The organism is Paenibacillus sp. 01T422, assembly GCF_056398785.1.
Genome location: NZ_JBFTQB010000077.1, coordinates 1 through 12,190 on the forward strand (window position 1 = coordinate 1; position 12,190 = coordinate 12,190).

Annotated in this window: 9 protein-coding genes and 1 pseudogene; 3 read left to right on the top strand and 7 right to left on the bottom strand. The window is 47.7% G+C overall.

The genetic code is table 11. The annotated features are described in order from the left end of the window. A pseudogene (locus AC1DUA_RS06460) lies at window positions 1-206 on the bottom strand (ABC transporter permease); the annotation flags it as partial. Window positions 207-785: 579 nt separating this feature from the next. On the opposite strand from AC1DUA_RS06460, the gene AC1DUA_RS06465 reads away from it, so the two are divergent. Further along, entirely contained in the window at window positions 786-1,619 is an 834-nt protein-coding gene (locus tag AC1DUA_RS06465; RefSeq protein WP_477498941.1) for a hypothetical protein, read from the top strand. Between the two features lie 162 nt (window positions 1,620-1,781). Here AC1DUA_RS06465 and AC1DUA_RS06470 read toward each other — a convergent pair whose 3' ends face one another. From AC1DUA_RS06470 to AC1DUA_RS06480, 3 genes are all read right to left on the bottom strand, one after another. Beyond that, window positions 1,782-3,848, bottom strand: coding sequence for an alpha-glucuronidase family glycosyl hydrolase (locus AC1DUA_RS06470; protein WP_477498942.1), 2,067 nt, complete (start codon window positions 3,846-3,848; stop codon window positions 1,782-1,784). 294 nt (window positions 3,849-4,142) lie between these two features. Beyond that, window positions 4,143-4,934: a Nif3-like dinuclear metal center hexameric protein gene (locus tag AC1DUA_RS06475; RefSeq protein WP_477498943.1), complete on the bottom strand. Its 792-nt coding sequence runs from the start codon at window positions 4,932-4,934 to the stop codon at window positions 4,143-4,145. Between the two features lie 81 nt (window positions 4,935-5,015). Next, window positions 5,016-6,332, bottom strand: a complete 1,317-nt coding sequence (locus AC1DUA_RS06480) for an ABC transporter substrate-binding protein (protein WP_477498944.1) — start codon at window positions 6,330-6,332, stop codon at window positions 5,016-5,018. A 264-nt stretch (window positions 6,333-6,596) separates the two neighbouring features. Here AC1DUA_RS06480 and AC1DUA_RS06485 point away from each other — a divergent pair, with 264 nt between their 5' ends. Continuing rightward, on the top strand, window positions 6,597-6,833 hold the full coding sequence (locus tag AC1DUA_RS06485; protein ID WP_477498945.1) for an AbrB/MazE/SpoVT family DNA-binding domain-containing protein: 237 nt from the start codon (window positions 6,597-6,599) through the stop codon (window positions 6,831-6,833). A gap of 63 nt (window positions 6,834-6,896) precedes the next feature. Here the strand turns inward: AC1DUA_RS06485 and AC1DUA_RS06490 are convergent, their stop codons facing one another. Beyond that, window positions 6,897-10,028, bottom strand: a complete 3,132-nt coding sequence (locus AC1DUA_RS06490) for a beta-galactosidase (RefSeq protein WP_477498946.1) — start codon at window positions 10,026-10,028, stop codon at window positions 6,897-6,899. A 208-nt stretch (window positions 10,029-10,236) separates the two neighbouring features. Here AC1DUA_RS06490 and AC1DUA_RS06495 point away from each other — a divergent pair, with 208 nt between their 5' ends. Beyond that, on the top strand, window positions 10,237-11,292 hold the full coding sequence (locus tag AC1DUA_RS06495) for a LacI family DNA-binding transcriptional regulator (protein ID WP_477498947.1): 1,056 nt from the start codon (window positions 10,237-10,239) through the stop codon (window positions 11,290-11,292). Between the two features lie 64 nt (window positions 11,293-11,356). On the opposite strand, the gene AC1DUA_RS06500 is transcribed toward AC1DUA_RS06495, so the two are convergent. Both AC1DUA_RS06500 and AC1DUA_RS06505 read right to left on the bottom strand, forming a co-directional pair. Beyond that, window positions 11,357-11,623, bottom strand: a complete 267-nt coding sequence (locus AC1DUA_RS06500) for a hypothetical protein (RefSeq protein WP_477498948.1) — start codon at window positions 11,621-11,623, stop codon at window positions 11,357-11,359. 122 nt (window positions 11,624-11,745) lie between these two features. Next, on the bottom strand, window positions 11,746-12,190 hold a 445-nt coding region (locus tag AC1DUA_RS06505), incomplete at its 5' end, for a peroxiredoxin (RefSeq protein WP_477498949.1).

Consider the following 12,190-nt stretch of genomic DNA (forward strand, 5'->3'; position numbering starts at 1 on the left):
CAACTGATGGGCTCCATCAGCGTATAGTCAGTAAAGGAGTAGTACAACGATAAAAACATGGGGTACGCCGTAAGCCCGAAAAACCCGAGCAGCCACGGTAAAATAAATAAATATCCCGCAATTGGCGCGTCCCAGCGACTTAGGAAAGAACGGCGTTTCTTCGTGCTCGCAGCGGCTTTCACGGCAACGGATATGGAACGATTCATGTAAGTTCACCTCTGCAGTTAGTCTGATTACTTCTATACCTCGATTACTTCTATACCTCAAGTATATAGGCTGCGCGTCAGGTACTAAATGAGAGGAATCATCGAATTCTTTCAAAATATCCCGAAAAGAGGGGGCGGGGGGACGCCACCAGTTGCTTAGYGCCGACTTCCCTTGTAAATTTGCATAACGAGCCCACTTTCAGCCGCAGTAACTGGGGTTTCTGCTGTTAATTCCTGGGTCCACACATTTAACCCTAGTAACTTGGGTTTCTTGCGCTAATTCCTGGGTCCTACCCACTCCTCAAAACCCAGTAACTGGAATTTATATCGCTAATTCCTAGGTCCTACCCACCTCCAACCCCAGTAACTGGAATTTCTACCGCTAATTCCTGTGTCGAACCCACCTTCAACCCCAGTAACTGGAATTTCCACCGCTAATTCGATCAAATTGCGGCGTATGCTCAATATATCGCCGATTTAGATGTAGTTTCTGCTGTTATCTCTTTCTTGTCCTCTTCGCAGGCCATAATAGCGGTAGAAATTCCTTTTATTACTGATAAGCCAGTGGGAGGAGACAAGTTGAAGAAGTTGGTTGCCGAGTATCAGATAGTCAATATCCCAAAAAAACTCTTGCCCAACACGAACATTTGTTCTATAATAAAAACAAGAGACGAAGCACGTCCCGATCCATTCCTTCGAATGGATTCGGGACGTTTTTTTATTTCAGTTAAAGGGGTTGTGAGCATGACTTTTGATGAAGTACACGCAACATTTATTTGCCACCATACTGAAAACAGGTCGGGAGAGCGCCGGGGTAGACTAGAAAGAGGGCACCAGCATGCCGAAATACTGTTTCTAAAGAACGTCTGGCTGCCACTCAAGGGCAGTTTCAAAGATCTTCATCCTAAGTACGAAGTGCTTGATTGGCGGGGAAGATCTTATTTCGCAGATTTTGCTTGGCTGCCTGGATACATTAAGCTGCTCTTTGAGATCAAGGGCTACACCTCACATGTGCGTGACATGGACAGGCAAAAATACTGCAACGAATTGAACCGTGAGACGTTTCTTCATGCTATGGATTTCCATGTCATTTCCTTTGCTTATGACGATATTGAGCAACGCCCAGACTTATGTATCACCTTGCTTCGTATGGTGCTAAGCAAATATCAGCCCAGTCATACACCCGTTTCACGCTTACAGCTTGCTGAAAAGGAGATCATTCGACTAGCACTAGAGCAGTCGCGACCTCTTCGCCCCAAGGACGTCGAGCGTCATTTTGAGATCAATCACAAGACAACGGTGCTCATGTTAAAAAGAATGTGCGCCAAGGGTCTACTTCACCCTACATTCGGAGGAAGCAAGGAAAGAATTGTCCGATACGAACTAGCTCGGGAGGCGATAGAGTACTTTTGATGAGTGTAGGATTTCATTTGATAATGCCGAGCACTCCTGTTATTTTCCACATTTGATCCACGTTTCAGCGTAGATTAACAGTAGGCTTTCCATGCTATTTGCTGCGAGATCACCATGCACATAAAAAAGAAGCAGCCACTTCACGCTGCTCCCGTACTAACTTCAATAAATCTTTCTCCCCAACGCATCAGCAATACCGCTTTTGCGGTAGAAATAAGTGTTAATCATATCGCGCCATTCTTTCGCATGCGCAGCCTGCTCCGCAAGGCGATCCGCTACGTGCATATGCACCAGCTCGCTCACGCTTCCATCCAGGCTAGCCCACTTATCCACCAGCTGCTCTGCCCGCTCCACACCTTCAAAATGCGTGTCATAAATATGCTGAATCACGGTTTGGCCTGAGTGCAGCACATGCGTATACGGCACGTGGTGGAAAAACAGCAGCAGCTCATCCGGGCAGTTTTCAACCGACTCGTAGGTGTCGTAGTTTATGCCTTTGTACTGCGCTGCGTACCCTGTGCCTGTCGCCTTCGTCCGGTCGACACCAATGCCAAGGCAATCCGCAAAGTGGTACGTCCCCCACTTCGAATACTCATAGCCGTCTACGTTCGGTCCGTAGTGATGGTCTGGATTCACCATCCAGCCTACACCCAGCGGCGACGTATACGCTTCATAGATGCTCCATGAGTTCATGAGCATGCCCAAAACCACGCTGACCAGCTTCTCGTTCCCACCAAGTGTCATGCGAATCCACTCCTCCGCAATCTCATCAGCGGACAGTTCTGGATTCCACGCCAAACGGCCGTAGCCGTAGAGGTTCGCTTGCGCCAACAAATGGCCCGTCCAATTGATATCTTTGCCGATATTGGAGACGGCAGCAAAACCGCTGAATCGATTGCCATACAAAGAGCCGTCAACGATACGTTTAATACTGGAGCCGTCGCCTTTCGCGTAAGTCTCAAAATCAAGGACCTCTTTCCACTGTGGAACGAGATAGCACAAATGTCGCTGCTGACCAGTATATTCCTGTGTAATCTGGAATTCAATCATTTGATTCGTCGCCTCCATGGCTCCAATCAGCGGAGAAACGGGCTCCCGCACTTGAAAATCCATCGGGCCGTTCTTGACCTGCAGAATGACATTATCCATGAATCTTCCATCCAGCGGTTTAAAATGATCATACGCCGCCCGTGCCCGATCGGTCGCCCGGTCACGCCAATCCTGCTTGCAGTTGTATACGAAGCAGCGCCAAATCACAATGCCGCCGTAAGGCTTAAGCGCCTCCGCCAGCATATTAGCGCCGTCCGCATGATCGCGATCATACGTAAACGGCCCTGGGCGATTCTCCGAATCCGCCTTCACAAGGAAGCCGCCGAAATCCGGAATCGCAGCGTACACTTTGGCGGCTTTAACACGCCACCATTCGCGTACAGCAGGATCGAGAGGATCGGCCGTCGATAGACCGCCAATTTCAATCGGGCTGGCATAGTTGACGCTCAAAAACAACTTGATGCCGTATGAACGGAATACACCAGCTACCCTAGCAACATCCGGTAGGTACTCTTCAGTCAAAAATTTCGTTTCCCAGTGATGCACGTTCACATTATTAATGGAAATCGCATTAAGTCCCGAAGAAGCCAGCAGTCTTGCATAATCGCGAATGCGTGTCAGATCTGTTGTGATGCGATTGTTTTCAAAGAAAATCGATTTTCCTGCGTAGCCCCGCTCAATACTACCATCGATGTTATCCCATTGATTGATCATGCGCAGCATGTTCACTGGGTTCTCAATAACATCTAACGCATTTACTGATTGATGAGTGCTCAAAAGTCGAAGCAAATGAAAGACGCCATACAAAACACCGGATGCTGATGAAGCACCGATAACTATACTTCCGCTCGCTTGATCCGTCTTGATCGCAAACCCTTCATGTTTAACCGCTGATCGAGTCTCTCCGTCAAATGTGCGATCAACCAGCGCATTACCGCCGCCAAATGTGCCCAGCGCAATAACAGCACTGCCTACATTTTCAGAGACGCCAATCTCCTTACCTAACATTTTGCTGATGCCGCGGGACAGCTCTTGAACAGCCGATTGAATCGCCTCTTCCTTTTCCGTACACATAATTCCGCTGTACACCGCATATTGTTCAACTACTTCGCCCAGTGCTACTGGGTGATATTCGAGCCACGCCTGATAGCCGGTTTGTTGTGTTGTTGTATCGCTCATGAGAAAATCTCCCTCTCCTGTAATAATCATTTCTGATAATTCAATGACTGTATGTCTGTTGCTCATATTGCACGTGTGCGCCTGTATTGTGTGTATTGTACGCATATGTCTGTGTTGTCTATGTTGGGTTTACACGTATATGTCTGTCTGTCTATGTAGGGTTTTACACGTATATGTCTGTGCTATCTATGTTGGGTTTTACGCGTATATGTCTGCGTTCTCTATATTGGGTTTTACACGTGTATGTCTGTGTTGCCTGTGTATACTACCTGCGTTGTCCACATTGCATACCCATCAAACCGATTGAAAAACCTGCTTCTCCGATATGAAGTGTACAGGCAGATTAGGAAATAACACCCCCATCATTTCTGCCAAATATTTCATTCCCGGCTCTTCGCTTTCTGCATGTCCGAGTGCAATGAAAGCTTTCTTCCTGCCTTGGTGCACCGCGTCACGCACATACTCTGGCGTTTCCCATTCGGGACCTTCCCCCGCGATGATCACGTCAACATTTTCCTGGAAGAGAGGGATGGCCATCCCTCCCCCGCCTCTATACCCCGCAAGCAGCCCGATGCGCGTACAAGTCATTGATTGATCTCCAGCAACTCGGACAAAAGAGATACCCAGCTTATTTTTCACATATTGGGCAAGCTCCTTCACCGTCATGTGGGGAACCGTTAGCAGCGTAGCTGCAGGTCTATTTTCCGTTACAAAAGGTGTCCAGTCTAAGGCTTGAATTAAGCCAGTCATGATACCATCCGGCCGATATCGATGCCAATAATCGTGGAACCGGAAAATCGCAATGCCAGATTCCTCGATAAGTTTTTGTTTCGCTTGGTAGACGGGATCATTGGAAAGCTTCGCAATCTGGTCATGATGATGATAAAAGGTGCCTTCATGCGTTATGAGCAAGTTCGCACCCTTATCAATGGCCTTTTGAATCACATCATGTGTTGCCATGAAAGTCGTTGCAATCCCCTTCACTTCCATCGATGGATCACCCGATTTCAGTGTGTCAACCGTCACATCCAGCCGGCCAACAGGTTCGATTAACCGATTCAGAATATCTTGAACGCGAATCGCCATAATCATAAGCCCCTTCCTCTCCMGAAATGCACAGTAAAACAGCAAGAGCCGGAACAGGCATGTCCCGGACTCGTTTTTGCCTTATTTTTCGTATGCTTGTGCAGCCACTTTCAATTGTTCATAAGCTTTCTCTGGCGTTGATTTCCCGAAGCTAAGCTGATCACGAACAAGCGGCCAATCTTTATCGATGTAATTCGTCCAACCTTTCACGCCCGGATTCCAAGTTTGTCCATCTTTCTCGGTTGCGTGCAAGAGCGCAGATCCGATTTTGTCAACATCACTCATACTGGACTCCAGAGATGCAGCAATTTCTTTGTTAACTGGCAAACCGCGTACAGTTGTCAAAATTTTTGCAGCTTCCGGATCGTTGACGAACCAATCCACGAATTTTTTGGCCGCTTCCGCTTTCTTGGATGTTGCGGAAACACCCAAGTACAAGGATGGTTTCAACCAACCGCCCGCTTCAACCGTGCGAGGCATCGTAACGAGTGCATACGCGCCTTTTTTCAAGCTATCCCATGAGCCGTAGTTGCTCGAAAAGCCCATACGGAACAAAATTTTACCGTTAACCATTAAATCCATTTTCGGGTCAAACTCTTTGTCAGAGGAGTTCACATCAGCAGGTGGCACGATGCCATTTTTGCGCATCTCATCGAAATTACGCGTCCACTCTAAGAAAGTAGCCTGATCAACATTGAATTTCCCCGTATCAGATACGACCATGCCCTTGCCTTTCGCATATTGGAATGCGGAGTAAGCGAAATAGTCACCGGCGTAATCCTTCGTAAAGTACTGACCTTCAGGAAGTTTCGTTTTTGCTTCTTTTGCAAGTGCGAAGAAATCATCCCATGACCAGCCATTTTGCGGAGCTTTCAACCCAAGCTTGTCCATGGCAGCTTTATCGTAGATCATCCCGTAAGCCACTGATCCTAAAGGCATAGCATATTGTTTGCCTGCAGCTTGTCCACCGGACAATACTTTTGTATCAATTTTGCTCACATCAACACCAGTCAGCGGAGCCAATTGGTTGCGACCTGCCCAATCCGAAATCCAGCCTGGATCAAGCTGCATAATATCCGGCGCATTATTCGCAGCTGCTTGCGTAGACAGCTTGTCCAAGTATCCGTCAATACCGGAATACTCAGGCTCAAAAGTAACGTTCGGGTGCTTTTCCGTGTACAATTTCAATGCAGCGAGTGTCGCCTCGTGACGAACCGTCGCTCCCCACCACATAATACGCAGCTTCACAGGCTCATTCGATGCCGCAGCCGTTGTTGCTGCTGCTGTACTTTGCGAATCTGCGTTGCTATTTGTATTGCCGCCATTTGCACAGGCTACTAGAGACCCGGCCAAAGCAGTCGCTAACACAACCCCTAGAGAACGCTTCCATTTAATCATCGTGTGTAATCCCCCTACTTCATCAGTGATGTTTTGCTTACATTTATAGTACCAATAGTGGATTATGCTTGATATAAGAGAGATGCACGAATTATTTTAAATTTGCCCGATAATGATCAACATTATAGGCAGCCCCTGATGCTTATGCAAAGTTTAACATAATACCTTCAAGTAAATAAAAGGAATTCAAGTTCAAATGTGGAATAATAGTAGTTATCAATTAATGAAACGATTAAACCTAATATGTCTAGGAGGCTGTTTAGCATGAGATCAACGGGAATTGTAAGGAAAGTTGACGAGTTAGGACGCATCGTTTTGCCAATTGAACTTCGGCGCACGCTGCACATTGATATTGGAGACGCAATTGAGGTTTATGTCGATCCGGAACGTATCACATTGAAAAAGTATATGCCCGCTTGCGTGTTTTGCGGTAATTTCGAGGATATGACCTATTTCAAAGGTAAAATGGTTTGCAGCTCCTGCGTTGATGAAATCAATTAAAAAAAGCCTCCGTCCGCTAAGCTGACTGTCATATCAGCTGCTGCGGCACAGAGGCTTTTCTATTTAATTCACTGCTACGCCCACTTGATTCGGACGGTAAACAGCCAACAATGCACCTTCCCTATCTGTTGCGAACATGACTGTGCGTTCCGACTCAAGCTCAAAGGCATAGCTTCGGCCAGTACCCGGATCTTTCACTTCAATCTCTGTATCTACACTGTACTCCGACACGAAAATATATAGTGAGCCTTGGGCAAAACTTAGCTTGCGCCCGTAAACGCCCGGCAGTTGCCCGCCTTTCACCCACGTCAATTCCTCTGATACACCAGCTTCAGCCATAGCATATTTGTACAACGCTTCAATGCTTTCACTGCGTTCATTTAATTCAACCGGCAGCGGACACCAAATGAGTTGTCCATGGCCAAGCGCATAACATCGAACGGCTCCATGCCCAGAGCTCCATCCACCGCTTTCACCCTCACCCTCGGAGAGAGCGATTTCTTTGTTTGCTTGGGAAATTCGAGCTCCGCCGAATGAGACTGGGTACTGGCTTCCATTCAGGACCATCATTTCTTCGCGTAGAACGTTGCTCAGCAACGTCTCGCCAACCACGTCCGTCAGACGTGATACCGGCGTCCAGTATTCATTCAGTCCAAGCGGTCCTGTGAATAAAAGCGTTCCGCCATGCGTGCGCACATGCTGAATCAACTTCTCCAAAGCTTCATCGCTGAAGTTATGAGCACTCGGTACAATGATCAGCTTGGGAGGATTGTGCTCCAAATCGTCCAACTGGTACTCACCCATACCACGGAAAGGCACATTCATCGCATAAGCCAAGGTACGAGTAAGCTTGGAAGTCGCATCGCCAGCTAATCTTCTGGTCGAAAAATCATTGGAGTAAGGGAATACCGCCACCACTTCCTCCAACTTACGATCCACAAACAAATCCCGAATGCTGCCCATAAAAGCGCCAAAATCGTAGGAAACATCGGCTTCCGGTTTCTCAGTGCCATCTGCTCGCAGCGCACCGATGTGTGATTCATTAATATTGTTCATATAGAAGTTAATATTCCAAATCCACTGCACAGCACCCGCCCCGCCCGTCGAAAAGGCATAGGCATACTTGCGCTCCAGAATGTTCCGCAGCTCATATTCCGAGCGTTTTGCGCGTCCATCAGCTGTTTCGATATACATAATTCCAGTTTCCTGAATCAAGCTTGGCTTATCAGGCGATTTGGAGAAAATGCCGTCCCACACCAGCTGATCCATTAGCCACCAGGTATGAACCGTCGTATAGTCCACGACTTCCGCATAGAAGAATGGTGATGGGCGCAGTGCACCAAGTCCCTCATCCTGACCGACCGTCGCCAAATGGGCAGGATTAATGCTGCGAATGGTCGCAATTAATTCCCGAGCCCAGCGATTATGCATATCCATCGTAAAGTAGGTATAGTCCAGCCAAGGACCGCCTTTTTTCTCCAACATCTCGGTCGTCTTCATATTCATTTCGGAAACATCGGGAAGTTTGGCGCTCTGAAAATCTGGTAGTTCCAATGGCGTCATATTCCAGTGCTCTTGCAGCTTGCGAATATCGCCATGACGGTTCTCTAACCAAGCTGTGAAGGCTTCCTTTTCAAATTTGTCTTGAGCGGATTGCGGCCCGGAAAATGGTTTATTGGGATTAAACATCGACGGTTCATTGATCAAATCCCAGTGGACATTCGTTGTTTCTTTGTGACGCGACACGATGGCGGAAATAAATCGCTTCTGAGCTTCCACACTGCGTGGATCCAGATACGGATTAACGCCCTCCCATAGCTCTGGTGTAAAAGCGAAGAAGTTAAACGTGACTTCAATGCTGAGCCTTTTGCAAGTCAGAATGAAGGCATCAATAGCACGCATCACTTCTTCATAGGGATGGCCATCGACGAACATGACTTGGCGCCAAGCCGACCAAATCCCTGTGCGCAGCAGGTTAATCCCCGCTTTGACCATTTGGGCGATATCCTTGTCCCAAACCGATACGTTAGGCAGAAAAAGAAATTTCCGAGCCACATCGCTCGTCATATACGTCATGCCAACGATCGGCAGCGGACGTCCATCTTTGATGAAATAGTCGCGATCGCAGGATAGCGGTGTTCCTTCGCGCAGCAGTTCGGCATCATATCCCCAAAAACCCTGCTGGTAGATACGTGTCTCGCCTGAGTTGGCAACCGCTGTACAAACGGCCGAATAATAACCGGGTTCTAGATCAACCGGCACATTCATTTTTTTATAAGCCAGCTCGCGGGAAGCATCCATTAGGAAAGAGGTCGACCAGACCGGTTCCGGCACGCCGTCTTTCTTCACCTGAACAGTGAATGTCCACGACGTATTATCCGAGACAGCTTCTTCGCGATTGGCAAGCGTTTGCAATTGGATGGTCAGTGCCGCTCGATCACCAGGATCATAACACGCGTAATTCGGCTTGAACCAAATCTCGGTTACACCTCGCGCTGTAAAAGCAGCCAAGTCCCGAAGTACTTCCACACCCCCTTGTGTCCAGAAGGCATCATCCGTCACCAAGTTGGCGAAAATCCATCGTCCGCCTGCAAAATCCCCCTTCGTGTTCTCCAACAGCACGATTGGTGCTGCAACTTCACGGCCCTCTTGAGAAATCCCCTTCAGCAGTGGCAGAAGATGGGCATCCATAGGACCGCTCGAGCCTATCTGACCTGGATGGTCATCTGCGCGAGTTACATGAAGGGCCAGCCCAACCGTTGGCTGCACTTGAAATATCGACTCTTTGCCGGCAAGCAAAGGTAGATCCGAATGAGCCTTATAATGGGCAATGGGTGCCGGATCGACAGGAAGCACCTCGTGGATCTGCAAAAGCTGGTGGTAGCCCGTTTGCTCCACTTCAACCGTCCATCCCTCATTGCTCAGATAGACCGGCACCCGAAATGGCGCGCTCCCGAGATGAAGAAGTCCTTTCCCTCTGCGAACATGCGACATAACCGCTCCCCATGCTGCTTTTGGGAAATAACGCCCATGAAGATGAAGGAAATTATCAGCCGTACCTTGCTCCAGAACCTCCGCTAACTCCTCGGCTCCCACTATGCGGCCAAATCGTCCTAACGCTTCTAAACTGCGGCTGTCCGGACGAGTACCTTCATAAGGAAACGCTGCATCATAAAAAATTACACAGTCACCCATGCTAAAACCTCCAATTGTATTGAGTTTTATAAAAATGTTATTTTTGTTAGGCTAACAATTGTTTCAACACCCCTAATGTAATCATTTTCAGTCAGAACGTCAATTCATTTTTATAAGCAACCTGCGAATAAATTGACATTGTTTCTTTTATAGTCAACAATGAAATTTGTTAGTTTTGTTATGTAAAATAAGACTTCAAATTAAGAGGGTGCTATCCTTGAGTAAAAAAGTATCGATGCAGCAAATTGCAGACCGACTAGGACTGTCTAAATATACCGTATCCCAAGCGCTGTCCGGAAAATCAGGAGTAAGCGAGGAAAATCGGCTTCGTATTCAAGAAATGGCGAAAGCCATGGGCTACCTCATCCAATCGGGGCCGCAGACCTCCGAAAGCCTTAAAGATGATTCAGTGAGTGCAAACGAACATACGCCTTACATTCTCGTTTGGATTCAGGCCATCTATCAGCAGGATAATCCTTTCTGGGGGAAAGTTCTCGCGGGGATTGGGGCGGCCAGCAAGGAGCTGGGCTTCGAGCATCTGATCATCCCTGTTCCTGCTCATCATAACGAACATCTGCAAATTCCTTCGTATGTAAATCCTGACCATTGTGCCGGCCATCTTCTGGCAGGAACTTTTCCTACACTTTCGGTCATCTCACTCAAACAAACCGGGATTCCGCTTGTATTAATTGACCATTCCGAACCTCTGGTAGAAGTGGATTGCGTTCTCAATAATAATTTGGATTCGGGTAAAATGGCTTGTCAGCGCCTGCTCGCAGCCGGCTTGAAACGGCTTGTTTTCATCGGCGATGATCAGTTTGCCGTCAGCTTCAAAGAGCGCTTCTGGGGCTGCCGAATTGCCATGGAGGATTTGACCAAACCAGATGAGGACTACTCTTTGAAGAAATGGAGCATCCCTTACCAGAATCGACAAGTCATTCACTACCTGGAGCGCAAAGTAATGTCTCTTTCACCTAAGAGCATGCCCGAAGGCATTATCTGCGCTAATGATCAAATAGCATTGGAGCTCATCCCCATTCTTAAGCGCGAAGGTATCGATGTTCCGAACCAGGTTAAGGTCATTGGCATTGATAACATTGAAGCTTCTGCCTATGCGCATCCACCTCTTAGCACGATTGAACTGGCGAAAGAATCGCTGGGCATTCGCGCTGTGGAAACTCTCCTGTACCGGCTTAAACACCCGGGAAGACAAGCTGAGAAGATCATTCTCTCGTCACGTTTCATCGCGCGAGATTCTGGATAACTGAAAAAAGGCATATAGCTTGGCTGCTAGAGCCGCTATACGCCTTTTTCTGTATAAAAAGAGCCTACAATCGAGAGAGTAACACGGATACGAGCATACCTGCAATCGCGATCCAAAATAAATAGGAACGAAGTACACGCTTTAAGCTCTTATCTTGACGTTCCAAAACTGCCTTCTTCCGGGCAGAACTAGAATTCGTCTCCGCATCCAACTCATCAGTCACTTGTGTGCGCCAGTTCGCGAATTGAAACCCAATCCCGCTGATCACAACGGAAATCATTAGTAAAATCAAAGAACCCATAAATAGTTTGTCCGAAATGGACTGCATCATGTATCTAACCTTTCTGTCTTCGCCTCAATTGCCTTTCTATTATACTGCAAATGTGGCCTTGAATGCACACGAAAACCCCAATCCAAGGATATCCAACGGATTGGGGTTCTCTCATTTATAAATTATAGCGTTTTATCACCAGGCTTCCAGTTCGCCGGACAAAGTCCTCCAGCTTGAAGCGCTTGAAGCACACGCAACGTTTCGTCGACTGAACGGCCAACGTTCATGTCTGTAACGACTTGGTAGCGCAGTACGCCTTCTGGATCGATAATGAACAAACCGCGATGAGCCGCGCCTGTTTCATCATCCAATACGCCATAAGCGCGTGCAGTTTCTTTGGAGAAATCGCTGACGAGCGGGAATTTCACTGGGCCGATACCGTTTTGATCACGCGGCGTTTGTGTCCAGGCTCTATGCGTGTACACACTATCGACGGATGCTCCCACGATTTCGCAATCCAAATCCAGGAACTCCTCATAGTTGTCGCTGAAAGCTGTAATCTCCGTAGGACATACGTATGTGAAATCGAATGGCCAGAAAAAGAAAACAAGCCATTTTCCTCTGTAG

Bases quoted from the DNA above. Each gene is read 5' to 3' on its own strand.
- AC1DUA_RS06470 (WP_477498942.1), bottom strand. From the start codon at position 3,848: ATGAGCGATACAACAACACAACAAACCGGCTATCAGGCGTGGCTCGAA.
- AC1DUA_RS06475 (WP_477498943.1), bottom strand. From the start codon at position 4,934: ATGGCGATTCGCGTTCAAGATATTCTGAATCGGTTAATCGAACCTGTT.
- AC1DUA_RS06480 (WP_477498944.1), bottom strand. From the start codon at position 6,332: ATGATTAAATGGAAGCGTTCTCTAGGGGTTGTGTTAGCGACTGCTTTG.
- AC1DUA_RS06485 (WP_477498945.1), top strand. From the start codon at position 6,597: ATGAGATCAACGGGAATTGTAAGGAAAGTTGACGAGTTAGGACGCATC.
- AC1DUA_RS06490 (WP_477498946.1), bottom strand. From the start codon at position 10,028: ATGGGTGACTGTGTAATTTTTTATGATGCAGCGTTTCCTTATGAAGGT.
- AC1DUA_RS06500 (WP_477498948.1), bottom strand. From the start codon at position 11,623: ATGATGCAGTCCATTTCGGACAAACTATTTATGGGTTCTTTGATTTTA.